The sequence below is a fragment of the Cupriavidus sp. PB-02 genome (genome assembly GCF_058252315.1).
The window spans coordinates 937,445-959,698 of record NZ_CM177694.1; the positions used below are offsets into that span (position 1 = coordinate 937,445).

The 22,254-nt window shown below is 66.7% G+C and carries 23 protein-coding genes, 2 tRNA genes and 1 pseudogene; 18 read left to right on the forward strand and 8 right to left on the reverse strand.

Annotated features, from left to right (window positions below; genetic code table 11):
* Window positions 1-117 precede the first annotated feature (117 nt).
* The 4 genes from AC10V3_RS04460 (at window position 118) to AC10V3_RS04475 (ending at window position 4,661) form a co-directional block, all read left to right on the forward strand.
* Entirely contained in the window at window positions 118-1,053 is a 936-nt protein-coding gene (locus tag AC10V3_RS04460) for a YicC/YloC family endoribonuclease (RefSeq protein WP_349609541.1), read from the forward strand.
* Window positions 1,054-1,073: 20 nt separating this feature from the next.
* Window positions 1,074-1,736 (forward strand): guanylate kinase, encoded by a 663-nt coding sequence (gene gmk / locus AC10V3_RS04465; RefSeq protein ID WP_022533975.1) that lies wholly within the window; start codon window positions 1,074-1,076, stop codon window positions 1,734-1,736.
* A 95-nt stretch (window positions 1,737-1,831) separates the two neighbouring features.
* Entirely contained in the window at window positions 1,832-2,035 is a 204-nt protein-coding gene (gene rpoZ, locus AC10V3_RS04470) for a DNA-directed RNA polymerase subunit omega (RefSeq protein ID WP_006578656.1), read from the forward strand.
* A 214-nt stretch (window positions 2,036-2,249) separates the two neighbouring features.
* Window positions 2,250-4,661: a RelA/SpoT family protein gene (locus AC10V3_RS04475; protein ID WP_041681272.1), complete on the forward strand. Its 2,412-nt coding sequence runs from the start codon at window positions 2,250-2,252 to the stop codon at window positions 4,659-4,661.
* A 23-nt stretch (window positions 4,662-4,684) separates the two neighbouring features.
* Here the strand turns inward: AC10V3_RS04475 and greB are convergent, their stop codons facing one another.
* Window positions 4,685-5,254: a transcription elongation factor GreB gene (greB, locus tag AC10V3_RS04480; protein ID WP_022533977.1), complete on the reverse strand. Its 570-nt coding sequence runs from the start codon at window positions 5,252-5,254 to the stop codon at window positions 4,685-4,687.
* A gap of 132 nt (window positions 5,255-5,386) precedes the next feature.
* Between greB and AC10V3_RS04485 the strand changes: the two genes are divergently transcribed.
* The 4 genes from AC10V3_RS04485 (at window position 5,387) to AC10V3_RS04500 (ending at window position 6,529) form a co-directional block, all read left to right on the forward strand.
* Window positions 5,387-5,463 (forward strand) — tRNA-Arg (locus AC10V3_RS04485).
* A gap of 198 nt (window positions 5,464-5,661) precedes the next feature.
* On the forward strand, window positions 5,662-5,922 hold the full coding sequence (locus AC10V3_RS04490) for a hypothetical protein (protein WP_022533978.1): 261 nt from the start codon (window positions 5,662-5,664) through the stop codon (window positions 5,920-5,922).
* 188 nt (window positions 5,923-6,110) lie between these two features.
* Window positions 6,111-6,338, forward strand: coding sequence for a hypothetical protein (locus AC10V3_RS04495; RefSeq protein WP_022533979.1), 228 nt, complete (start codon window positions 6,111-6,113; stop codon window positions 6,336-6,338).
* Window positions 6,339-6,453: 115 nt separating this feature from the next.
* Window positions 6,454-6,529, forward strand: a tRNA-Met gene (locus tag AC10V3_RS04500).
* A 113-nt stretch (window positions 6,530-6,642) separates the two neighbouring features.
* Here the strand turns inward: AC10V3_RS04500 and AC10V3_RS04505 are convergent.
* Window positions 6,643-6,924 (reverse strand): hypothetical protein, encoded by a 282-nt coding sequence (locus AC10V3_RS04505; RefSeq protein WP_022533980.1) that lies wholly within the window; start codon window positions 6,922-6,924, stop codon window positions 6,643-6,645.
* A 66-nt stretch (window positions 6,925-6,990) separates the two neighbouring features.
* Between AC10V3_RS04505 and AC10V3_RS04510 the strand changes: the two genes are divergently transcribed.
* Entirely contained in the window at window positions 6,991-7,080 is a 90-nt protein-coding gene (locus tag AC10V3_RS04510; protein WP_022533981.1) for a hypothetical protein, read from the forward strand.
* Window positions 7,081-7,146: 66 nt separating this feature from the next.
* Here the strand turns inward: AC10V3_RS04510 and AC10V3_RS04515 are convergent, their stop codons facing one another.
* The gene (locus AC10V3_RS04515) at window positions 7,147-7,455 is read right to left on the reverse strand and encodes a hypothetical protein (RefSeq protein ID WP_022533982.1); all 309 of its coding nucleotides are present in this window, start codon (window positions 7,453-7,455) and stop codon (window positions 7,147-7,149) included.
* Between the two features lie 167 nt (window positions 7,456-7,622).
* Window positions 7,623-9,071, reverse strand: a complete 1,449-nt coding sequence (pdxR, locus tag AC10V3_RS04520; protein WP_022533983.1) for a MocR-like pyridoxine biosynthesis transcription factor PdxR — start codon at window positions 9,069-9,071, stop codon at window positions 7,623-7,625.
* A 154-nt stretch (window positions 9,072-9,225) separates the two neighbouring features.
* Here pdxR and AC10V3_RS04525 point away from each other — a divergent pair, with 154 nt between their 5' ends.
* The 5 genes and pseudogenes from AC10V3_RS04525 to AC10V3_RS04545 all read left to right on the forward strand — a co-directional run bounded on the left by AC10V3_RS04525 (window position 9,226) and on the right by AC10V3_RS04545 (window position 11,993).
* Window positions 9,226-9,669 (forward strand): carboxymuconolactone decarboxylase family protein, encoded by a 444-nt coding sequence (locus AC10V3_RS04525; RefSeq protein ID WP_022533984.1) that lies wholly within the window; start codon window positions 9,226-9,228, stop codon window positions 9,667-9,669.
* A gap of 353 nt (window positions 9,670-10,022) precedes the next feature.
* Window positions 10,023-10,259, forward strand: a pseudogene (locus AC10V3_RS04530) (DUF2252 family protein); the annotation flags it as partial.
* Between the two features lie 33 nt (window positions 10,260-10,292).
* On the forward strand, window positions 10,293-10,604 hold the full coding sequence (locus AC10V3_RS04535) for a hypothetical protein (protein ID WP_022533986.1): 312 nt from the start codon (window positions 10,293-10,295) through the stop codon (window positions 10,602-10,604).
* A gap of 153 nt (window positions 10,605-10,757) precedes the next feature.
* Window positions 10,758-11,660: a lipid A hydroxylase LpxO gene (gene lpxO, locus AC10V3_RS04540; RefSeq protein ID WP_022533987.1), complete on the forward strand. Its 903-nt coding sequence runs from the start codon at window positions 10,758-10,760 to the stop codon at window positions 11,658-11,660.
* A gap of 78 nt (window positions 11,661-11,738) precedes the next feature.
* Entirely contained in the window at window positions 11,739-11,993 is a 255-nt protein-coding gene (locus tag AC10V3_RS04545) for a putative hemolysin (protein WP_022533988.1), read from the forward strand.
* Window positions 11,994-12,012: 19 nt separating this feature from the next.
* Here the strand turns inward: AC10V3_RS04545 and AC10V3_RS04550 are convergent, their stop codons facing one another.
* Together AC10V3_RS04550 and AC10V3_RS04555 are read right to left on the reverse strand one after the other, a co-directional pair.
* Window positions 12,013-13,518 carry a sensor domain-containing diguanylate cyclase gene (locus AC10V3_RS04550; RefSeq protein WP_349609526.1) on the reverse strand — a complete coding sequence of 502 codons (1,506 nt, stop codon included), beginning with the start codon at window positions 13,516-13,518 and terminating at the stop codon, window positions 12,013-12,015.
* Between the two features lie 143 nt (window positions 13,519-13,661).
* Window positions 13,662-15,098: an aminotransferase-like domain-containing protein gene (locus tag AC10V3_RS04555; protein ID WP_022533990.1), complete on the reverse strand. Its 1,437-nt coding sequence runs from the start codon at window positions 15,096-15,098 to the stop codon at window positions 13,662-13,664.
* A gap of 175 nt (window positions 15,099-15,273) precedes the next feature.
* On the opposite strand from AC10V3_RS04555, the gene AC10V3_RS04560 reads away from it, so the two are divergent.
* Both AC10V3_RS04560 and AC10V3_RS04565 read left to right on the forward strand, forming a co-directional pair.
* Complete coding sequence (locus tag AC10V3_RS04560) at window positions 15,274-15,654, forward strand: hypothetical protein (RefSeq protein ID WP_022533991.1); 381 nt, start codon at window positions 15,274-15,276, stop codon at window positions 15,652-15,654.
* Between the two features lie 67 nt (window positions 15,655-15,721).
* Complete coding sequence (locus tag AC10V3_RS04565) at window positions 15,722-17,350, forward strand: NAD(P)/FAD-dependent oxidoreductase (RefSeq protein WP_022533992.1); 1,629 nt, start codon at window positions 15,722-15,724, stop codon at window positions 17,348-17,350.
* On the opposite strand, the gene AC10V3_RS04570 is transcribed toward AC10V3_RS04565, so the two are convergent.
* The gene (locus tag AC10V3_RS04570) at window positions 17,347-18,612 is read right to left on the reverse strand and encodes a TIGR03862 family flavoprotein (RefSeq protein WP_022533993.1); all 1,266 of its coding nucleotides are present in this window, start codon (window positions 18,610-18,612) and stop codon (window positions 17,347-17,349) included. The genes AC10V3_RS04565 and AC10V3_RS04570 overlap by 4 nt on opposite strands.
* 92 nt (window positions 18,613-18,704) lie before the next feature.
* Between AC10V3_RS04570 and AC10V3_RS04575 the strand changes: the two genes are divergently transcribed.
* On the forward strand, window positions 18,705-19,280 hold the full coding sequence (locus AC10V3_RS04575) for a DUF1415 domain-containing protein (RefSeq protein ID WP_349609522.1): 576 nt from the start codon (window positions 18,705-18,707) through the stop codon (window positions 19,278-19,280).
* Here the strand turns inward: AC10V3_RS04575 and AC10V3_RS04580 are convergent, their stop codons facing one another.
* On the reverse strand, window positions 19,281-20,114 hold the full coding sequence (locus AC10V3_RS04580) for a class I SAM-dependent methyltransferase (protein WP_022533995.1): 834 nt from the start codon (window positions 20,112-20,114) through the stop codon (window positions 19,281-19,283).
* A gap of 297 nt (window positions 20,115-20,411) precedes the next feature.
* On the opposite strand from AC10V3_RS04580, the gene AC10V3_RS04585 reads away from it, so the two are divergent.
* Window positions 20,412-22,025 carry a flagellar assembly protein A gene (locus AC10V3_RS04585; RefSeq protein WP_490923179.1) on the forward strand — a complete coding sequence of 538 codons (1,614 nt, stop codon included), beginning with the start codon at window positions 20,412-20,414 and terminating at the stop codon, window positions 22,023-22,025.
* The last annotated feature ends 229 nt before the right edge of the window (window positions 22,026-22,254 follow it).

The following is a 22,254-nucleotide window of genomic DNA, read 5'->3' on the forward strand; positions in this document are numbered from 1 at the left end:
TTATTGCCCTCCTTTCAACGTTTTGAGAGCGCTCCCGGATCCGGTCGCGGGAGGCTCGAGGAGGGCGTCTGCGGGCCGCCAGCGCCCCGGGGCCGCCCCCATTCACGAGAATATCCAATGATCCACAGCATGACAGGCTATGGCCTGGCGACGCGCCAGGCGCCATTGACCAACGCGCAGGGCGACCCCAGCGGGCGCACGGCGTCAGTTTCGGTGGAATTCCGCACTGTCAATTCGCGTTTCCTCGACCTGTTGTTCCGGGCCCCGGAAGAGTGCCGCGCCTTCGAGCCGGCTCTGCGCGAAATGCTGATGGCCGAACTGTCGCGCGGCAAGCTGGAATGCCGCATCAACCTGCAGCGCACCGACGCCGGCGGCGCCACGCTGGCGCTCAACGACGGCCTGCTGGCGCAGATCCGCGCGCTGGAAACCACGGTGGCCGCCACCTTCGCCAGCGCCGGCACGCTGCGCATGGGCGAGATCCTGCGCTGGCCGGGCGTGCTGGTCGAGCCCGAGCTGTCGCAGGATTCGCTGCGCGAAGCCGTGCTGGGCGCCGCGCGCGAGGCGCTGGACCAACTGCTGGAAGCGCGCCGTCGCGAGGGCGACGCGCTCAAGGCCACGCTGATGGAGCGGGTCGACGCCATGCTGGCGATCGTCGAGCGCCTGACGCCGACCATCCCGCAACTGATCGCGCACCACCAGGAAAAGCTGACGGAGCGCCTGCAGGAAGCCTTCAACCTGGCCGCGCCCAACGGCATGCCGTCGATGAGCCGCGACGAGATCGCCGAGCGCATCCGCCAGGAAGCCACGGTCTACGGCATCCGCATCGATATCGCCGAAGAGCTGTCGCGGCTGCAGGCGCACCTGAACGAAACGCGCCACATCCTGAAGAAGGGCGGCCAGGTCGGCAAGCGCCTGGACTTCATGATGCAGGAGCTCAACCGCGAGGCCAACACGCTCGGCTCCAAGGCCGCGGCCAAGGAACTGGCCGATGCCTCGATGGAGCTCAAGCTGCTGATCGAGCAGATGCGCGAGCAGGTCCAGAACCTCGAATAAAGACTGTCACCAGAATCATCATGAGCCCAACGTCTAAAACTGCGCCTCACACTGCCATCGATACCGTCTACCCCGGCAACCTCTTCATGGTGGTGGCGCCGTCCGGAGCCGGCAAGTCGACGCTGGTCAACAAGCTGCTGGCGCAGGACCCGGCCATCCGCCTGTCGATCTCGCACACCACCCGCGCCCCGCGCCCTGGCGAGCAGGACGGGCGCGAGTACCACTTTGTCACCGTCGACGCCTTCCGCACCGCGCGCGACCGCGGCGAGTTCCTGGAGTGGGCCGAGGTCCACGGCAACTACTACGCGACCTCGCGCGTGTGGATCGAGCAACAGATGGCGCTGGGCAACGACGTGCTGCTGGAAATCGACTGGCAAGGTGCGCAGCAGGTGCACCAGCGTTTTTCCAACGCGGTCGAGATCTTTATCCTGCCGCCGTCGCTGACCGCGCTGGAAGAGCGCCTGAAGAAGCGCGGCCAGGACGAGCCCAACGTAATCGTGCGCCGGCTGCTGGCGGCGGGCAGCGAGATGTCGCACGCGTCGGAGTCGGACTACGTCATCATCAATGAAGTCTTCGACGATGCGCTGGAGGAGTTGCGCAACGTGGTCAGGGCCACCCGTCTGCGCTTTTCGTCGCAGAAGGCGCGGCACTCGGAGCTGTTTATCGAGCTCGGCATTCACTGAGCCGATGCATGCGCGCGGAGGCGCCGCCGGCGTTTTCCGCCGCGTGCTGTAAAATGGCAACCCAACACAAGGTTTTGTCCCAAGGTGGATTTGATATGGCGCGTATTACCGTCGAAGATTGTCTGAAACACATTCCGAACCGTTTCGAGCTCGCGCTGGCGGCCACGTATCGTGCGCGCCAGCTGGTGCAGGGCCACACGCCCAAGGTCGAAGCGAAGGACAAGCCGACCGTGGTGGCACTGCGCGAGATCGCGTCGGGCCAGGTCGGCATCGAGATGCTGAAAAAGGTCCCGACCTGATCGACCAGGCGGCCCATGGCTCATCCTCGCATCGTGCCAGCACGTATCCAGCCGGATTTCCCGGGCCGCCGCCATGCCTTCGCCCCATCCGCCCTCCAAGCCTCCCACCCAGCCGTCGCCGACAGCCGTGGTGCCTGCGCACCCGCGCGGGGAGGCGCATGGGGATGCGGTTCCGCCCACGGCGCGTAAGCGCACCATTCCGGGCCAGTCTTCCGTGAACGCGCGCACCGGCGCTCCCAATCTGCCCGATCCGCTCGGCGACGATGTCGTCGGCGAACGCGCCGTCGCGCTGGCGCCGGCCAAGGCCAGGGGCGCCGCCGTGCAGGACGAACTGGCCGCGGTGCAGCAGACGACGCAGCCGGCGGCGGACAGTCTGTTTATCGATGCAGTGCTGGCGCAGTCATACCGGCACTTCTTCGGCCCGACCTCGCAGCCGGCGGTACCGCCGCGCCAGCAGGTCATTTCCATCACCCGGCTGATGGAAAAGCTCGCGTACCTGAAGGCGCCCGACCTGGCGCGGGTGCGCGAAGCCTTCCAGTTTTCCGACGAGGCCCACCTCGGCCAGTACCGCCAGAGCGGCGAGCCCTACATCACCCATCCGGTGGCGGTGGCCGAGTTGTGCGCGGACTGGAAGCTGGACGTCCAGTCCATCATGGCGGCGCTGCTGCACGACGTGATGGAAGACCAGGGCATCACCAAGAGCGAGCTGGCCGAGAAATTCGGTCCCAAGGTCGCCGAACTGGTCGATGGCCTGACCAAGCTGGACAAGCTCGAATTCCAGAGCCGCGAGCAGGCGCAGGCGGAGAGCTTCCGCAAGATGCTGCTGGCGATGGCGCGCGACGTGCGCGTGATCCTGGTGAAACTGGCCGACCGTACGCACAACATGCGCACGCTCGACTTCGTGCCGCCGGAGAAGCGCCGCCGCATCGCGGTGGAGACCATGGAGATCTATGCGCCGATCGCGCATCGTCTCGGTCTGAACACGATCTACCGCGAACTGCAGGAACTGTCGTTCAAGGTCGGCTCGCCGTTCCGCTATGCCACGCTGGAAAAAGCCGTCAAGGCCGCACGCGGCAACCGGCGCGAGGTAGTCAGGCGCATCCTGGAGGCCGCGCAGAAGGCGCTGGCCGACGCCGGCATCGTGGCCGAACTGTCTGGCCGCGAGAAGACGCTCTACAGCATCTACCGCAAGATGCACGACAAGCAGCTGTCGTTCTCGCAGGTGCTCGACGTGTACGGTTTCCGCGTGGTGGTGGAAACGCAGATGCACTGCTACATGGCGATGGGCGCGCTGCACGGGCTGTACAAGCCCATGCCTGGCAAGTTCAAGGACTACATCGCCATCCCCAAGATCAACGGCTACCAGTCGCTGCACACCACGCTGGTGGGCCCGTTCGGCACGCCGGTGGAGTTCCAGATCCGCACGCGCGACATGCACCAGATCGCCGAGGCGGGGGTGGCCGCGCACTGGATGTACAAGCACCAGGCCGATCACGCCAACGATATCCAGCAGCAGGCGCACCAGTGGCTGCAGTCGCTGCTCGATATCCAGAGCCAGACCGGCGATTCGCAGGAGTTCCTGGAGCACGTCAAGATCGACCTGTTCCCGGACGCGGTCTACGTGTTCACGCCCAAGGGCCATATCCGCGCGCTGCCGCGCGGCGCCACCGCGCTGGACTTTGCCTACGCGGTGCACAGCGACCTGGGCAACCAGTGCGTCGCGGTCAAGATCAACAATGAGCTGCTGCCGCTGCGCACCGAGCTCAAGAGCGGCGATATCGTCGAGGTGGTGACGGCGCCGTACTCCAAGCCCAATCCGGCTTGGCTGTCGTTCGTGCGCACCGGCAAGGCGCGCGCGGCGATCCGCCACTACCTGAAGACCACCAAGCTCGACGAGGCCATCCAGCTCGGCGAGCGCCTGCTGGAACAGTCCGCGCGCCAGCTCGGCATCGAGCTGAAGGCCGTGCCGCAGTCGGTGTGGGACCGCATGATCCAGTGGACCGGCAACAAGCACCGCGAAGACATCTTCGCCGACCTAGCGCTGGGCCGACGCGTGCCTGCGGTGGTGGCCAAGCGCATGGAGATCCTGCTGCAGGAGCTGTCCGGCGACGTCGACAGCGCGCTGCTGGCGGCGGTGCAGACCTTTGCCGGCGAAGAAGCGCCGGCGGTGCCGATCACCGGCGACGAAGGCATGTCGATGATCTTCTCGGCGTGCTGTCGCCCGATCCCCGGCGACTCCATCGTTGGCTACCTGGGCAAGGGCGAAGGGCTGCAGATCCATGTGCAGGATTGCAGGATCGCCAAGCGCCTGCACAGCAAGGATCCTGAGCACTGGATCGACGTGATGTGGGCCAAGAAGACCACGCGCGCCTTCGATGTGTCGATCAAGGTGATGGTGCGCAACGTCAAGGGCATCGTCGCGCGCGTCGCGGCGGACCTGACCGCCGCCGACGCCAACGTCGCGCACGTGGCGATGGAGCAGCAGGACGGCAGCCACCAGGAAGCCACGTACATGCAGTTCCTCATTCAGGTGCAGAACCGCCTGCACCTTGCCAACGTGATGCGCGGGCTGCGCCGCAACCCCGACGTCATCCGCATCTTCCGCGACCGCAACGACGGCGGCTGAGCGCCGCCGCCGGCGGCGCGCGCTTACTCGGCGCCGCGCGGCGTCGGGTAGCGGACTTCCAGGATATCGATCTGCTCGACCCCGGCAGGCGTGCGCAACGCCACGGTGTCGCCTTCGCGCGCCTTGATCAGTGCCTTGGCGATCGGCGAGATCCAGCTTACGTGGTTGCTGTCCAGGTCGACTTCATCCATGCCGACAATGGTGATGGTGGTTTCTTCGCCGGCGCGATTGACATAGGTGACGGTGGCGCCGAAAAAGATCTGGTCGTTGTCGCCCTGCAGGGACGGGTCGACCACCTCGGCCTTGTCCAGTCGGCGCGTCAGGAAGCGGATGCGGCGGTCGATTTCGCGCAGACGCTTCTTGCCGTACAGGTAGTCGCCGTTCTCGGAGCGGTCGCCATTGGATGCCGCCCACGACACGATCTGCACCACATCGGGCCGGTCGACGTCGATCAGCTGCATCAATTCATTGCGCAGGCGGTTGTAGCCTCCGGCGGTGATGTAGTTCTTGGTGCCGGGAGGTAGCGGCGTTGCGCCTTCGGGGAGGTCGTCGTCCTCGTCGCCAGACGACTCTTTGACAAATGCCTTGTTCATGGTCCGGATCACTTCTTCGGGTACTCATTATAGAAAAACGCTGGCGGGAGGCCCACATCACAAAAAAATGAGAAAAAGTTGCGGAGGGGCTTCACAAAATCCAAAACTCAGATATAATCTCTTTTCTCGAGTGCGGCTGTAGCTCAGTTGGATAGAGTACTTGGCTACGAACCAAGGGGTCGTGGGTTCGAATCCTGCCAGCCGCGCCACCTATGTAGAAAGAAGAGGGCTTCCGGAAACGGAAGCCCTTTTTGTTTCTCCGCTCTCCGTTCGTCCTCCTCGTTTCCCCCCAGTTCCATTCCAGATCGCTCGCTGACAGCGCGATTGCTGCGTCATACCTTGCACACGCACGTGCAGCCTCCTAGGCTCGAAGCAGCACCACCATATCCGACCCTGGAGCAAATTGCATGGAACACGCAGACTGGCGCGTCGAGGAGTATCGCGGCATGGACGTCTATGTCCTGGTGTCGCCGCAAGGCGGGGGCAGTATCGGGCGATGGGGTTATGAAGTGCGGGTGTCGCAGGAGGGGGCAGACCCTGCCGATGCAGGCGATACCGAGCTGCTTGCCAGCGGTCCGCAACAGTTCGCCACGCGCCATGCGGCGGAAGTGGCGGCATTCGGTGCGGGCTATGCGCTGGTGGACCGCCTGCTCGGGCCACCGGTGTGATACCTGCGCGCGGCATGCAGGCCTTGTGGCGCACCTGGATGCGCCATTGCGATTGGCGCAACGGCTTATATCAAACCGTGATCCATCGTCATTGACCTGGATCATTTTTGATTGGGGCCGGCATTCCTACGCTGGAAGCGGACGGGCGAAGTCTCGCTCGCCATTGCAGCACAAGGAGTGCCTCCGCCATGCCGGAATATGAAGGCTACAAGATCGTCTATGAAGTGATTGCGCTGCCCAAGGGCAAGTGGGCCATCCTGGTCGAGATCATCCGTCGCACCGACGGCGAGATCCTCGCAGGACGCCACAATCCCTTTCCCAATCGTTCGTTCGACACCAAGCTCGAAGCGCTGGGCCAGGTCAACCGCTCTATGTCGAGACCGCGCTCATGGCGCATGAACTGGACGGCAAACTGAAGCGCATCGCATGAAGCGCGGCACGCGCAAACATGCAGGCACGAACGATTTCACGCGCAGGCAAAGATAATGCTTGCCATGCGCGTGTGAATCAGACATAATCTTTCTCTTCAGACGCGGGGTGGAGCAGTTGGCAGCTCGTCGGGCTCATAACCCGAAGGTCGCAGGTTCAAGTCCTGCCCCCGCAACCAACGCCTTTCGCGGCATTCGCCGCAATCCTTCAAGGCGTTGCCCTATAGGCCGTCCGGCCAGATTGACTCTCACAGCTTCGATGTAATACTGCGCGACGCGCAACCATTGGCGTCTATGCGCGCACCAGTTCCGCCGCGCGCGTGAACGTATCGCGCACCAGCGGCTGGTCTTCGCGGTCGGCGGCCTGCGCGCGTTCACGCAGCCGCGAGGCCAGCACGGTCAGCGTTCCCTGCGCCTGCGGACCGCCGGCGGCCTGGCATTTCGTTACCGCCTCGCGCATCACCGTATCGAGTTCGCCGCTGACATCGGCACCATCGAAGGCGCTCACCGAAAGGGCCGAAATACGTTCCAGGTAGAGATTGACCAACGCTTCGTCATGTAGCGGTTCGGACATGTCTTCTCCTTGTCGGGGACGGGAACAGCAAAACCATTGTAGTGGAGCCGCCGCCTGCAAAGGCAGGTGTCGCAGACACTCGGCCAGGTGCACGAAGCGGTCATCGGGCTGACCGGCGTCTATCGCAACCTGCTGCGGCGCTTGGCCGACGCGTGAGCGCCACCAGCGCCCGGCGCCGTGCTTCGGCGGGGCGCTGCAGCGATGCGGCAAAGCGTGGCGCGGCTAGTCGTCGCGCCGTCGTCGCATCTGCAACTGTTCGATGGGAGAGGGCTGGATGCGCCGCCGCGCCGGGCGCAGCGCGCGGTTCGGCCACAGCACGTAGTTGGTGTGCGGGTCCAGCGGCTTGCCGAAGTACGAGACCCAGACCTGTACGCCGTGCTCGGTTTCGGCAACGATGGCCGCGACGGCGCGCGCCGCGGCGGAAGGGGACTTGAGCAGTTCCGCCAGGGCTTCGACGCCCTGCACGACATGATGCTTCACCCCTGCAAACCATGCGTACTGACGCATGGCGGACAACAAACGCTTGGTCATGAACGCTACTCTGGTGGTGTGTGGAAATGCGAATGAGCGAGTAAGACTGGCGCTCGTCCGATTTGTTCACGGCATATTTGCGGTCACTAGTATGACTGCGGCGCTATGTCACCGGCATGTCGCGAGCGCGGCATGCATCACCTGGTGCGATTTCCGTGCCGCGTGCATCACGCGGCATGTGGCGGTAACGGTGCCAGCGCAGAGAGTACCATTGCCAGCCGGTCCAGTGCGGGGTCGATAGCGAGCAGATCGATCGCGCCGAAGCCCAGCAACAGGCCTGCGCAGGTGGCGGGCTGCTGTGCATAGAACGGGTCGAGCGTGGCGAGCTCCAGGTCAGCCAGCCGCGCCATCGACACCAGCGTTTCGGTCGCCACCGGCACGCGCAGCCGCGCCGCCAGGTGGAAGCCAGCGATCGCCGGCAGCGGCTCCAGCCACGGCGACAGGTCGCCATGCAGTCGCGCCAGCAAGCGCGCGCGCCGCTGCGTGTGGCGCACATGCGAGCGCCGGATATGGCGCAGCAGGTGTCCCTCGGCCAGGAAGCGCGCCAGCGCCTGCTGGATCAGCGTCGGCGTGTACCAGTCCATCAGGTGCTTGACCTTGCGCGCCGCCGGCATCAACCACGGCGGTACCACCATGTAGCCGCCGCGCAGATTGGCCACCAGCGTTTTCGAGAAGGTGCCGAGGTAGACCACGCAGCCGTGCCGGTCCAGCGTCTGCAGCGCGTCGAGCGCCTGCCCGCCGTAGCGGAATTCGCTGTCGTAGTCGTCTTCCAGGATCACCGCATGACAGCGCGCGGCCCAGTCCAGCAGCGCCTGCCGCCGCGCCAGGCTCATCGGCACGCCCAGCGGCGACTGGTGCGAGGGCGTGACGTAGACCAGCGTGGCGTCGTTCGGCAGCGCCGCCACCACCAGCCCTTCGCCGTCGACCGGCACCGGCACCACGCGTGCGCCCATTCCCTGGAACAGCGCACGCGCCATCGGATAACCCGGATCTTCGATCGCCACCACCGCGCCCGGTCCGAGCACCAGCCTGGCCATCAGGTCGATGCCCTGCTGCGAGCCACCGCTGACCAGGATATCGGTGGGTGCGCTCTGCACTCCGCGGGTGAAGGCGATATGGCGGGCGATGGCCTGCCGCAACGCCATCTCGCCGGCGGGATCGGCCGGGCCGGCCGGACGTTGCCGCTCGGCGGCCAGTGCCGCGCGTACGCAGCGCGACCACGCCTCGTGCGGAAAGCGCGCGGTATCGGATTGGCCGGGCTGGAAGGCATAGCGCGCCGCGCCCGCCGGGCCGAGAAAGGGCGTTTCCACCGCCATCCAGCGCTGCACCGCGGGCGGCAGCACCGGCGCCGCCGCCAAGAGCACGGGCGGCCGGGCCAGCCCTTCGGCCACATAGGTGCCGTCACCGACGCGGGCATGCAGCCAGCCTTCGGCGACCAGGCGCTCATAGGCGGTGGTCACGGTCTTGCGCGCCACGCCCAGTTGGGTGCAGAGCAGGCGCGTGGGCGGCATGCGCGCTCCGGCTTCCAGGCGACCGGCCTGGATCGCGTCGCGGATCTGGTGGACGATCTGCGCGGTCAGGTCGCTGGCCTGGTCCAGGGCGAGGTGCAGTTCCATGGCGGTCCGGGGCGGGGGAAACTGGTCTACCAAGTCTGCCGTAAATTGGCCGTGTACGGCGCCAATCTGGAGGCCTATCTTTCATTCCAACGGGCACCGGCAGAACGCGCCAGGTGCCTGCAAGGATCCAACCCTGACGAACTGGAGAACCACCATGGAAGAACGGATGAACTGGCAGGACGTGGCCCCGGACGCCTACAAGGCGATGATCGGACTGGAGGTCTACCTGGCGCGCTGCTCGCTGGAATCCAGCCTGAAGGAACTGGTGAAGATCCGCGCCTCGCAGATCAACGGCTGCGCCTTCTGCCTGGACATGCACGTGGCCGACGCCCGCAAGCATGGCGAAAGCGAGCGCCGCCTGAACCTGCTGCCCGCCTGGCGCGAGGTGAGCTGGTTCACCCCGCGCGAGCGCGCCGCGCTGGCCTGGACCGAGGCACTGACACTGCTGCCGCAAAGCCAGGCGCCGGACGCGGACTACAACGCGCTGCGCGAGCAGTTCTCGGAAAAGGAAATGGCCGACCTGACGCTGCTGATCTCGGCCATCAACGCCTGGAACCGCTTCGGCGTGGGCTTCCGCCGCCAGCCGCCGGCACTGTAAGCGTCCCGCCTCGCTCTCGCCGCGGCCTGTCGATTGACAAGCCGCGGCGCGCTGCATTAGCTTCGTTGCAGATGCTGCACAAAGGGCAACCGCCGGCGGCGCCGGCAGGGGAGGCATTGTGGCGATACGGCAAGCGGAAGGGGCGCCCGCATCCACGGACAAGGTCGAGGCACGCTGTGAGCGTGGCAAGGCCCTGCGCCAGCAGGTGCCGCGTGGCGCGCATGACACCATCGGCAACGTCGACCGCGACCCCGTGGCGCTGCTGGAGACCAGCAGCGAAAGCCCGGGTGCCGCGGCTGGTGCCGCTGCGCTACGGCCGCATGATCGCCAGATCGAGCTGATGGACGCCGAGGTACGCGGCGCTGTGCGGCTGGGTGCTGGCGCGGGCGCACGCCAAGGCCAGTGGCCTCGGCGCCGAGATCAGCGGCTACCTGGGCCGCAGCGACCGCATGGCCGACGCGATGGTAGGCTATGCCAACGGCTATGCCGACCAGGTCGAGCGAGACTACGATCAATTCGTGGCCGCGTGCCGTTCGGGCCGCCTGGAGGCGCGCACCGATGCCGACATGGCTGCGGATTTCCGCGTGTAGTTTGGTAATTTTGCCTTGCCAGGAGTCTGCCCCATGACAGAAGACACCCTGCTGCAACTGATGGTGGAAGTAGAGAAGGAAGACCCGATCGACTACGCCGACCTGCCGTTCGACGACGGCGCGCTGCGCCGTCTGGCATGCCGGCTGATCGCCGAGCGCTCGGTCGAGATGGAAGCGTCCGGCCTGCCAACGGAGGCGCTGCTGGCCACGATGTGGGCCTCCACCGCCAAGCTGGTGCTGGAAAACCTGGTGCTCAATGCGCGCCTGCTGACGTTGCAGGGCCTGCCCGACGACGCGCAGGCGCTGATCGAGCGCATCGCCCGCCAGTCACGCGGCGAGTCCTGAACGCACCTGCTGGGCACCCGGCCGCGGCCGGGGCCATGTGCCGCATCCGGCTCAAGCTGCGGTGCGCCTGCCGTTTCGCTAAAATACCGGTTTTCACCCAGCCTGCCCGCAGCGCTTGTGTTGCGGCGGTGACGGTTGACCAGGAGGATTTCGGTGATCAAGTGGATAATCGTCGCGGGCTACCTCGGTGCCATCCTGTATGTGCACTTCCGCGGCAAGGTGCGCCTGCGCATCTGGCGCCAGCTGCTGGACCATTCGGCGCTGGTCGCGCCGATCAACTGCTTTATGTACGCGTTCTCGGGCGTGCCGCGCACCCCGTATATTCCGGTCGAAAAATTCCCCGACCTGGAAAAGCTGCGCGCCGCCTGGCCTGAAATCCGCGACGAAGGCCTGGCGCTGGCCGCGATGCGCAAGATCAAGGCCGCGGAAAAGAACGACGATGCCGGCTTCAATTCCTTCTTCAAGTACGGCTGGAAGCGCTTCTATCTGAAGTGGTACGAAGCCCAGCACCCGTCGGCCGAAGTGCTGTGCCCCAAGACGGTTGCGCTGCTGCGCGAACTGCCGACCGTGAAGGCCGCGATGTTCGCCGAGCTGCCGCCGGGCGGCAAGCTCAACCCGCACCGCGACCCGTTCGCCGGTTCGCTGCGCTACCACCTGGGCCTGGCCACGCCCAACGACGACCGTTGCTATATCGAGGTCGACGGCGAGCGCCACAGCTGGCGCGACGGCGAAGGCGTGGTGTTCGACGAAACCTACCTGCACTGGGCCGAGAACCGCAGCGACGCCAACCGGCTGATCCTGTTTTGCGATATCGAGCGTCCGATGCGCTATGGCTGGGCGACAAAGTTCAACCACTGGATGGGCCGCAAGGTCATGACCGCGGCCAGCTCGCCTAACGACGAGCATGACCAGACCGGCATGATCAACCGGCTGTTCCGCTTCGTCTGGCTGGGCGGGCAATACCGGCGGCGCTTCAAGGCCTGGAACCGCAAGGCCTACTACGTGGCCAAGTTCGGGCTGATCGTGGTGGGCGTGGCGTTGATCGTCTACCTGTAATACGCAAGAGAGCCGGCTTGCCGGCTCTTTGCTTTGGGCGGTCCGCCGCCTCTCCTTCACCTCGACACGGAGATCGCGATGTGCGTTCGTACCGCACTGTGGGTGGCCGGCGCCATTTGCGCGACTGGCTGCGCCACCACGCCTGCAGAACGCCCGGCAGACACCGGCGCCGCCATCGGCATGGCGAACCCCGCCTCGGTCAATTGCACGCAACGCGGCGGCAAGCTGCAGATCGTGTCGACGCCCGGCGGCCAGACTGGCATCTGCACTTTTCCGTCCGGCAAGCAGTGCGAGGAGTGGGCGCTGATGCGCGGCGAATGCTCGCCGGGCTGAAACACGCCCGGCCAGTCCCTCAGTCGCGCTGCCGCTCGTTGCCCGGCGTCTCGTAGTAGGCGCGCTTGGCGTCGTACATGCGGCTGTCCGCCAGCTTGACGGCGTCGCTGAGGCGGTCGCCCTGCACGCAGGTGGCGTGGCCGATGGAGAAGCTCAGCCGCGCGCCCGGATAGAACTGGTTGTTCAGTTCCACCACCTTGTCGATCTGTTCGACCACGGTGGCGGCGCCGCGCTCGTCGCGCCCCGGCAGCAGGATCATGAACTCGTCACCACCGATGCGGGCCACGCAGGCCTGCTCGCCCACGGCCTTCTTCAGCACCTCACCGGTGCGGCGCAGCAGTCCGTCGCCGTCGGCGTGGCCGAACTGGTCGTTGACCACCTTCAGCCCGTTCAGGTCCACCGCCACCACGCTGACCGGCCAAGGGCCCTTGCGGCCCAGCCGTGCCAGTTCGTCTTCGTAGTAGGCGCGGTTGTAGAGCTTGGTCAGCACGTCGTGCTTGCCCAGGAACTCAACATAGGCCTCGGCCTTCTTGCGCGCGGTGATGTCGGTCAGCGACACCAGCACCTGGTCCCAGTCCGCTTCGCGCCCCGGAAACACCGACCATTGCATGAAGACATCCACCGCGCGGCCGTCCAGCGCGTAGTTGATGACCTCGCGCTGCTGCCACAGCTTTTCATGCCAGAGGTCGATCAGCTGCTCGGCAAAGTGGATGCGCATGTCGTCGCGGAACACGTCGCCCAGCCGCGACAGCAGGATCTGCTTCGATTCCGCGCCGAACATCAGCAGCGTCTGCTGGTTGACGTCGAGCACGCGGATCTCCTGCATGCAGCGCGAGACAAAATCCGGATGCACGTTGAGGAAGGTGCGGAAGTCGGTGATGCCGGCGGCGCGCACCTCATCCAGCAACATCTTGACCGCGCTGAAGTCCTCCACCCACAACGACACCGGTGAATGCTCGAACACTCCGAGCGCATATTGCTCGCTGTGGCGCAGTTCGCGCTCGGTGCGCACGCGCGCGGTGATGTCCTCGACCGACAGCAGCACGCGTTCCCAGGTGTCTTCATGGCCAGGCATCACCGTGGCCTCCAGCCGGATATCGAGCCGCTCGCCGTCGAGCGTGTAGTTGACGGTCTGGCTGGCAAAGCGCTTGCCGCCATCCCACAGCTGGCCGAGTTCTTCCACGTGCTGGTCGAACATGTCGTCGCGGAACACGGTGTCGAGGTTGGCCACCAGGTCGTCGAGATCGGCCGCGCGGAACAGGTCGAGCGTGCGCTGGTTGACGGCGATCACGCGGATCAGCGCAGAGCACCGCGCCACCTGCTGCGGGTCGGCGCGCAGCCACGCGCGCAGGTCGGTAACGCCTTCGCTGCGCAACCGCTCGAAGTGCCGGCGCACGGCGCTGAAGTCTTCCAGCCACAGCGATACCGGTGCGAGCTGGAACAGGGTCGGGTAGTCGTCTGGGTGATCGCCAAGGTTGCCGGTATTGCCGGCGGGCGACGCCGCGGATGCACTGCTCAAGGCCATTCTCCTTTTTATTTTTTCCCGTGCTGCGCGGCGGTCTTTGCCGATGCCCGGGAACCAGCCGGGCCACCCCTCCTGCGCAACAGCGCACTAGGATAGGCGAGCAAGGCGTAAAAAGGGAGTGATGTTGCAAATAGACGGCGCCGCTAGCCGGCCAGCCGCTGCACCACCGAGGCCAGCGTTCCCAGCGCGCGTTCGATCTGCGTCGAGCGTGGCGTGCCGCAGTTGATGCGCAGGCAGTGGTCGAAGCGTCCGGCATTGGAGAACATCACGCCCGGCATCACGCGGATGCCGGCCGCCAGGGCCTCGTCGAACACCGCTTCGGACGAGACCTGCGCGGGCATCTCCACCCACAGGTGCATGCCGCCGCGCGGCGCGCCCAGCCGCGTGCCGGCCGGAAAGCTCGCCGCCACCGCCTGCGCGAACCATTCGCGCTGCGCCTGCAGCCGCGTGCGCAGCCGGCGCAGGTGGCGGTCATGCGCGCCGGAGGCCAGGAAGTCCGCCGCCGCCATCTGCGACAGCATCTCGTTGGGCCGCGACAGCCCGAACTTCAGCATCTCCACGCGCGCCTGCCACTTGCCCGCGGCAATCCAGCCCAGCCGCATGCCCGGCGCCAGCACCTTGTGCAGCGAGGCGCAGTGGATCACGTTGCCGCTTTCGTCCCATGCCTTGGCCGCGGCCGGCGGGGTGTCGCCGTCGGCGGTGGCCGAGAAGCAGTCGTCCTCGATCAGCGCGATGCCGCGCGCCTCGCACCACTGCACCAGCCGCGCCTTGTTCGCATCCGGCATGATGCAGCCGAGCGGGTTCTGCAGGTTGGGCACCACCGCCACCGCACGGATGTTGTCGTAGTGCTGCGCGGCCAGCTCCAGCGCCTCGAGCGAGATGCCGGTCTGCGGGCTGCAAGGGATTTCCAGCGCGCGCATGCCCAGGCTTTCCAGGATCTGCAGCAGGCCGTAGTAGGTCGGGGACTCCACCGCGATTACGTCACCGGGACCGGCTACCGCGCGCAGCGCCAGGTTGAGCGCCTCGGTGCAGCCGTTTGTGATGACGATCTCTTCCGGCGCCAGCTGCACGCGCGAGCGCAGCGCCTGGCGCGCCAGCGCGGCGCGCAGCGGGTGGTAGCCGTCGGGCTCGACCGCTTCGCCGAACAGCATCGGATGGCGGCGCAGCGCACGGGCCGCGGCGCTGCGCAGCGCTTCGGTCGGATACAGCGACGGCGCGCAATAGGCGCCGCCGAGGTTGGTGTGCACATGCTGGTGCTGGCCGCGCGCCAGCAATCCGGAAATGCGCTGGTGGATGCCGACGTACTGCGCCGGATCGGGCAAGGCCGCCGCCGGCTCGGCCAGCGCCGCCAGCGGCGAACGCTGCGGCGCCGCGACGAAATAGCCCGAGCGCGGCCGCGCTTCCAGCAAGCCGTCGCTCTCAAGTTGCCGGCAGGCCTGCAGCGCGGTGGACAGGCTGACGCTATGCAGCGCCATCAGCGCGCGCACGGACGGCATGCGGTCGCCGGCGGTGAGCGTGCCGGATTCGATGGCGCGGCGATAGTGGCCGGCAACCTGGCGGTAGAGCGGGGCGGAATCCATGGCGGCATCGTGGCGTGGTTGGCCGCATCGGTACAGATACAGAAGCGGGGCGGCTGTATCGTAACAGGGCGGAATTCGCTTTGCTGTTCTGGTCCGTGCGGTTCCGGGGTGTGCCTGCCGCGGGCGGGTGCCGGTCGATAGGCTGGAGTCCTGTGCCTGTTACCGGAGTCACGTCATGCAAAGCGATCCTGAAGACACTTCCTCCGCATCACCCTCCGTGCGGCTCGCGGCCGGTCAGAGCCTGCGCATCCGCGTGGCGGCGGGCGCCGTGCTGCATGCCAGTGCGGGCGAACTGGAAATCGTCGGGCCGCCGCAATGGCTGGCCGATACCTGCCATATGCCGCGCCAGCGGCTGCGCGCCGGCGACACGCTGGTCGTGCCCGCACGCGGCTGGCTGGAGGTTGCGGCGCGGCGCCCGGGCGCGCTGGCGATCGCGCAACCGCCGGGTTTGCTGGCACTCGTGAAGGCCTTGCTCATGCGGCCTGCGCGCCCCGGCGGCTCGGTCCGCAAGCCTGCATCCCGCCGGATTGCCGACCTCGCGCCCGAAAAACTATAAAATTGCGCTCCGGCCGGCCTGGCACGTTTGTGTGCCCAACCCCCCGGCCGCAGTTCTCGGGTTCCCCATGCTACGTCTAAGTGAAGTCAAACTCCCGCTCGACCATACCGAAAGCGACCTGGACGCCGCCGTGCGCGCCAGCGCGGCGCAGATCGGCGTCAAGGGAGACGGCCTGATCGGCTATACCGTGTTCCGCCGTGCCCACGATGCGCGCAAGCGCTCGGATATCAAGCTGACCTACATCATCGATATCGAAGTCAGTGACGAGGCCGCGGCGATCAAGCGCATGGCCGGCAAGCCGAACTGGAGCGTGACGCCCGACATGGAGTACCACTTCGTCGCGCGCGCGCAGGCCAGCAGCTCGCATCCGCGCCCGGTGGTGATCGGCATGGGCCCGTGCGGCCTGCTGGCCGGCCTGATCCTGGCGCAGTCGGGCTTCCGCCCGATCATCCTGGAGCGCGGCAAGGAAGTGCGCGAGCGCACCAAGGACACCTTCGGCCTGTGGCGCAAGAGCGTGCTCAACCCGGAGTCGAACGTGCAGTTCGGCGAAGGCGGCGCGGGCACGTTCTCGGACGGCAAGCTGTACAGCCAGATCAAGGACCCCAGGCACTATGGCCGCAAGGTGCTGAACGAGTTTGTGCGTGCCGGCGCGCCGGAGGACATCCTGTACAAGGCGCGCCCGCACATCGGTACCTTCCGCCTGGTGAGCATGGTCGAGAAGATGCGCGCCGAAATCATCGAACTGGGCGGCGAGATCCGCTTCGAGACGCGCGTCGACGATTTCGAGATCGACGACGGCCAGGTACGCGGCCTGAAGCTGTCCAACGGCGAATACCTGGAAGCCGACCACGTCATCCTGGCGGTCGGCCACAGCGCGCGCGATACCTTCGAGATGCTGCACGAGCGCGGCGTGTTCATGGAGGCCAAGCCGTTCTCGCTGGGTTTCCGCATCGAGCATCCGCAGGGGCTGATCAACCGCAGCCGCTTCGGCAAGTTCGCCGGCAACAAGCTGCTGGGCGCGGCCGACTACAAGGTGGTGCATCACTGCAGCAACGGGCGTTCGGTCTACAGCTTCTGCATGTGTCCGGGCGGCACGGTGGTGGCGGCAGCATCCGAGCCGGGCCGCGTGGTCACCAACGGTATGAGCCAGTACAAGCGCGCCGAGCGCAATGCCAACGCGGGCATCGTGGTGGGCATCACGCCGGAGGACTATCCCGGCGGCCCGCTGGCTGGCATCGAGTTCCAGCGCAAGTGGGAAGAACGCGCGTTCGAACTGGGTGGCAGCAACTACTGCGCGCCTGGCCAACTGGTGGGCGATTTCATTGCCGGCCGGCCGTCGACCTCGCTGGGCTCGGTCGAGCCCTCGTACAAGCCTGGCGTGACGCCGACCGACCTGAGCACTTCGTTGCCGGATTACGTGATCGAAGCGATTCGCGAAGGCATTCCCGAGATCGACAAGAAGCTGCCCGGCTTTGCGCTGCACGATGCGGTGCTGACCGGCGTGGAGACGCGCACTTCGTCGCCGCTGCGCATCCGCCGCAACAACGACGACTACCAGAGCATCAATGTGAAGGGCCTGTACCCGGCGGGCGAAGGTGCGGGCTATGCCGGCGGCATCTACTCGGCCGCGATCGACGGCATCGAAGTGGCCGAGGCGGTGGCGCTGAGCCTCGTCGGCGGCAAGGCCGCCGCCTAAGCCTGCTGCAGGTACGCCGCGGCGCCCAGCGCCGCGGTGCGCCCGCTGGCGAAGCATGCCGTCAGCAGGTAGCCGCCGGTGGGCGCTTCCCAGTCGAGCATCTCGCCCGCGCAGAACACGCCGGGCATTGCGCGCAGCATCAGCCGTTCATCCATCGCTTCGAAACGCACGCCGCCGGCGCTGCTGATCACTTCATCGATTGGCCGCGCGCGCAGCAGCCGCAGCGGCAGCGCCTTGAGCGAGATGGCCAGCGTGCCGGGGTCGTACATCGCGTCCTTCAGCAGGCATTCGCGCAGCAGCGCTGCCTTCACGCCCGTGATACCGAGCCGGCTTTGCAGGTGGCTCGACAGCGAACGCGAGCCGCGTGGGTGGTTGGCCTCGGTGCTGACCTGTTCGGCGTTGTGCGAAGGCAGCAGGTCCAGGTGGATGACCACGTTGCCTTCGGCTTCGAGGCGGTCACGGATCGGTGCCGACAGCGCATAGACCAGGCTGCCTTCGATGCCGTTCGCGCTGATCACGAACTCGCCCTGCCGGTAGTGCGGATGGCCGTCGGGATCCGTGAGGGCGATGGCCACCGGCTTGACCGGCGTGCCCGCGAAGCGCGAGGCAAAGCCTTCGCTCCACGCCACATCGAAACCGCAGTTGGCCGGCCGCAATGGCGCAATCTCGACACCGCGCTCCGCCAGTCGCGGCACCCACGCGCCATCCGATCCCAGCCGCGCCCAGCTTGCGCCGCCCAGCGCCAGCACCACGGCGCGAGCCTGCACGGACACTTCGCCGTGCGGCGTAGCGAAGCGCAGGGTGTGCTGCGCGCCGTCCTCCCAACCCAGCCAGCGATGGCGCATATGGAACTGCACGCCGGATTCACGCAGCCGGTGCAGCCAGGCGCGCAGCATCGGCGCGGCCTTCATGTCGGTCGGGAAGACGCGGCCCGAACTGCCGACAAAGGTGTCGATGCCAAGCCCATGCACCCACTCGCGCAGGGCCTGCGGGCCGAAGCCCGCTAGCATCGGCGCGATCTGTGCCGCGCGGGTGCCATAGCGGCCCAGGAAGGCCGGCTCCGGCTCCGCATGCGTCAGGTTCATACCGCCCTTGCCGGCCATCAGGAACTTGCGCCCGACCGACGGCATCGCGTCATACAAGGCCACGCTGACACCCTGTGCCGCCAGCACTTCGGCGGCCATCAGCCCGGCCGGGCCGCCGCCGATGATGGCAACGTCGGTACTGGTGCTGTGCAGGGAAGGGTTGAGGGAAGAGGGCATGGGGAAGCTCAAGGGACGGCGAGGGTGTTTCCGCCGCGGATTATAGAGCCTGCGGCAGCGCTAGAATGACGGTTTCCCCGAGTATTGCCATCATGTCTTCCGCCGCCACCTCCGCAGACACCGTCATTGCCGCCACCCGCCACTGGCTGGAGCGCGCCGTGATCGGGCTCAATCTGTGCCCGTTCGCCAAAAGCGTGTATGTGAAGGAACAGGTCCGCTACGTGGTCAGCACGGCCACGGAAGCGCCGGATGTGATGGACGACCTGGAACGCGAACTGCGCCTGCTGGAGGCAGCCGACCCTGCGCAGATCGACACGACGCTGCTGATCCTGCCGGATGCGGTGGCGGACTTCCTCGACTTCAACGACCTGCTGTATTTCGCCGAGCGCCTGCTCGGCAGCCTCGGCCTGGAAGGCACGCTGCAGATCGCCAGCTTCCATCCGCACTACCAGTTCGCGGGCACCGAGCCGGACGATATCGAGAACTACACCAACCGCGCCCCGTATCCGATTCTGCACCTGCTGCGCGAAGACAGCATCGCGCGCGCGGTGGCGGCGTTCCCGGATGCGGCGGATATCTACGCGCGCAACCAGGCCACCATGCGCCGCCTCGGCCATGCCGGCTGGCAGCGCTGGATGGCGGGCGAGGACGAGCCGCGGAAAGGCTGATTACGCCGGTGTGGTGAAGAAGCGCTCGCGCATCTCCTCCAGCCCGAGTTGTTCCAGCACGTCCTCGAGCCGCTCGGCCGGGCGCCGGCGCGGCAGGTCCTTGTATTGCGCGATGATCAGCTCGTTCTTCATCGAGTGTTCCCAGCCCACCAGCTCGGTCACGCTGACCTGGTAGCCGTGCGCCTCGAGCTGCAGGCAGCGCAGCACGTTGGTCACCTGGCTGCCGAACTCGCGCGTATGCAGCGGATGGCGCCAGATCTCGGTCAGCGGGTTGCCGGCCAGCAGCTTGCCCTTGTGCTTGCGCAGCACGCTTGCGACTTCCGCCTGGCAGCACGGCACCAGCACGATATGCCGCGCCTGCTTGGCCAGCGCGAAGCGGATCGCGTCGTCGGTCGCGGTATTGCACGCGTGCAGCGCGGTAACCACGTCCACCTTCGGCGGCAGCTCCGGCGAGGTGATCGAATCCGCCACCGACAGGTTCAGGAACGACATCCCCGGAAAACCCAGCCGCGCGGCCAGCGCCTGCGAGGTCTTCACCAGCTCTTCGCGGGTCTCGATGCCGTAGATGTGGGAGTCGTCCTGCAGCGTCTTGAAAAACAGGTCATACAGGATAAAGCCGAGGTAGGACTTGCCGGCGCCATGGTCGGCCAGCGTGACGCGGCCGCGGTCCTGCTTGACCTCCTGCAGCAGCGGTTCGATGAACTGGAACAGGTGGTAGACCTGCTTGAGCTTGCGCCGGCTGTCCTGGTTCATCTTGCCGTCGCGCGTCAGGATATGGAGTTCCTTGAGCAGCTCGATGGACTGGCCGGGGCGGATTTCGTGGGTATTGGACATGGGGGACTGCACAGGCTGGCAGGGCGCGGCGCGCCCTGGAATGCCGACAGTTTACCCAAAAGTCCCGCCGGGCCCCCGCCGGCGCAGGTGGCCCAGGTGGCGCAGGTGGCGCAGGTGGCGCAGACCCCACCTCGGCAGGGTATGTTGTGCGCTCAAGTTTGGCGACCCTTCTGCCGTTGGTCATAGATCGATAACAAGCGGAGCGCCGGCGCCATGGCCGGCCGTCCCGCAGTGCGGTACTGCCATGTGGAACAGCCCGTGGCGGGCTGCCTCTCCACAAGAACAGTCGGGGGACTCATGATTCACGAGTCAGGTTTGCGCCTGGAGCTCACGGAGCCAGGCGAGCAGGTGCATGCGCGCTACACGCCGGAGCCCGGCAGGTTACCGCCGGATCACGACAGCCTCAAGCAATGCCTGGCCAGCCTGGGCTGGGCCGGCGCGCGGCTGGAAGCGCGCGCGGTGGCGCAGTTCCTGGCGCAATGCCAGCGCGCCGAGCATGAGATCGACGCCACCATCGGCGCGCTGATCGACGGCGCTTTTGAACTCGATATCACCGGCGACGGCCTGGCCGTGCGGCTGACGCTGATGCCGCCCGAAGGCGGAAGGCCGGTCACCGCGGAGGACATCCGCCGTGCCGTGGCGGACCTTGGCGTGGTGGCGCCGATCCAGAGCCTTGCATTGGATGCCGCACTGGCCGAAAGCACCTGCGAGCTGCGCACCATCGCCGCCGGCGTGGCACCCCGCCAGGGCGAGCCGGCGCGCTTCGTCAACCTGCTTGAGCCGCGCAAGCCGGCGCAGGCCGACGACGAAGCCACCAAGGTCGACCTGCGCGACCTGGGCAACCTGCTGCTGCTCAGCCCCGGCACGCCGCTGATGCGCCGCATCCCGGCCGTGCCCGGCAACGACGGCGTGGACGTGTTCGGCAAGCCCATCGCGGCAGATCCTGTGGAGGATCCACCCTTCGCAGAAGGCCTCACCGGCGCGGCCGCCGATCCCGACGATGCCAACCTGCTGGTCGCGGTGATCGCAGGATCCCCTGTGGTCGGCGTCTATGGCATCTCGGTCAGCCCGGTGGTGCAGGTGGAGTCGGTCGACCTGCATTCCGGCAATGTCGCGTTCGACGGCACGCTGCGCGTGTCGGGCGATATCCGTACCGGCATGTCGGTAAGCGTGAGCGGCGACGTGGTGGTCGAAGGCACCATCGAGGCCGCCAACGTCGAGGCGGGCGGCAACGTCGTGGTCAAGGGCGGCATTATCGGCAAGGCCAAGTCCAGACACACCGAAGGCGGTATCAGCCGCGCCAGCGTGCGCTGCAAGGGCGCGGTGAAGGCGCGCTTTATCGAGAACGCCGTGGTCGAGGCCGGTACCGAGGTCACTGTCGACAGCGGCATCCGCCAGAGCGATGTTGCCGCGGGCGAGCGCATCGTGGTGGGCGGCCCCGGCGTGCAGGGCAGCATCAGCGGCGGCCGCAGCCGCGCCATGCTGGCCGTGCGCGCCGCGGTGCTGGGCGCCCCGGCCGGCACCGCCACCAGCGTGCAGGTCGGCCTGAACCCCTACGCCGACGCGCAGCGCGCCGCGCTGGAAGGCGATCGCCGCCGGCTGCTGGAAGAGCAGAACAAGGTCAGGCAACTGGTGGCGTTCTTCGCCCAGCACCCGGACAAAGCCGTCGGCGACCTGCGCGAGAAGGCGCGCGCGACGCTGTTCAAGCTCTCGCGCGACCTGTTCGAGCTGGAGGGGCGGCTGACCGAACTCGGCCAGCAGATGCAGCCCGCCGCCGACGCCGTGATCGACGCCGCGCACCGCATCCACGGCGGCGTTACGCTGCAGGTAGGCAGCCGTGTGCTCAAAGTGATGGAAGACAAGCCTGGCGGGCAGATCCGGCTCGTCGACGACCGCATCGCGGTGACCTGAGCCGGCGCCGCATAGCAAGCCTTCTGGACGCTTCCCTCCCCGGAGATTTGTACTATGCTGCAGTTATGTCCTGGGGTGCCGCAGGATGGGCGAGAAGAGCTAGCGTCGGGCAGTGAATGCAGAAGCGGAATCAGCAAACTGTGGAAGCGTTACACAGAACCGACACACGTGGCACTTGAATAACCGGAAGGCCAGCCAGCACGGCTGGCCTTCCTGCTTTCTGCGTCCC

Bases quoted from the DNA above. Each gene is read 5' to 3' on its own strand.
- AC10V3_RS04585 (WP_490923179.1), top strand. From the start codon at position 20,412: ATGATTCACGAGTCAGGTTTGCGCCTGGAGCTCACGGAGCCAGGCGAG.
- AC10V3_RS04570 (WP_022533993.1), bottom strand. From the start codon at position 18,612: ATGCCCTCTTCCCTCAACCCTTCCCTGCACAGCACCAGTACCGACGTT.
- AC10V3_RS04575 (WP_349609522.1), top strand. From the start codon at position 18,705: ATGTCTTCCGCCGCCACCTCCGCAGACACCGTCATTGCCGCCACCCGC.
- AC10V3_RS04535 (WP_022533986.1), top strand. From the start codon at position 10,293: ATGACAGAAGACACCCTGCTGCAACTGATGGTGGAAGTAGAGAAGGAA.
- AC10V3_RS04460 (WP_349609541.1), top strand. From the start codon at position 118: ATGATCCACAGCATGACAGGCTATGGCCTGGCGACGCGCCAGGCGCCA.
- AC10V3_RS04565 (WP_022533992.1), top strand. From the start codon at position 15,722: ATGCTACGTCTAAGTGAAGTCAAACTCCCGCTCGACCATACCGAAAGC.
- AC10V3_RS04555 (WP_022533990.1), bottom strand. From the start codon at position 15,098: ATGGATTCCGCCCCGCTCTACCGCCAGGTTGCCGGCCACTATCGCCGC.
- AC10V3_RS04505 (WP_022533980.1), bottom strand. From the start codon at position 6,924: ATGTCCGAACCGCTACATGACGAAGCGTTGGTCAATCTCTACCTGGAA.
- gmk (WP_022533975.1), top strand. From the start codon at position 1,074: ATGAGCCCAACGTCTAAAACTGCGCCTCACACTGCCATCGATACCGTC.
- pdxR (WP_022533983.1), bottom strand. From the start codon at position 9,071: ATGGAACTGCACCTCGCCCTGGACCAGGCCAGCGACCTGACCGCGCAG.
- AC10V3_RS04560 (WP_022533991.1), top strand. From the start codon at position 15,274: ATGCAAAGCGATCCTGAAGACACTTCCTCCGCATCACCCTCCGTGCGG.
- AC10V3_RS04495 (WP_022533979.1), top strand. From the start codon at position 6,111: ATGCCGGAATATGAAGGCTACAAGATCGTCTATGAAGTGATTGCGCTG.
- AC10V3_RS04490 (WP_022533978.1), top strand. From the start codon at position 5,662: ATGGAACACGCAGACTGGCGCGTCGAGGAGTATCGCGGCATGGACGTC.
- AC10V3_RS04550 (WP_349609526.1), bottom strand. From the start codon at position 13,518: ATGGCCTTGAGCAGTGCATCCGCGGCGTCGCCCGCCGGCAATACCGGC.
- rpoZ (WP_006578656.1), top strand. From the start codon at position 1,832: ATGGCGCGTATTACCGTCGAAGATTGTCTGAAACACATTCCGAACCGT.
- greB (WP_022533977.1), bottom strand. From the start codon at position 5,254: ATGAACAAGGCATTTGTCAAAGAGTCGTCTGGCGACGAGGACGACGAC.
- AC10V3_RS04545 (WP_022533988.1), top strand. From the start codon at position 11,739: ATGTGCGTTCGTACCGCACTGTGGGTGGCCGGCGCCATTTGCGCGACT.
- AC10V3_RS04515 (WP_022533982.1), bottom strand. From the start codon at position 7,455: ATGACCAAGCGTTTGTTGTCCGCCATGCGTCAGTACGCATGGTTTGCA.
- AC10V3_RS04580 (WP_022533995.1), bottom strand. From the start codon at position 20,114: ATGTCCAATACCCACGAAATCCGCCCCGGCCAGTCCATCGAGCTGCTC.
- AC10V3_RS04525 (WP_022533984.1), top strand. From the start codon at position 9,226: ATGGAAGAACGGATGAACTGGCAGGACGTGGCCCCGGACGCCTACAAG.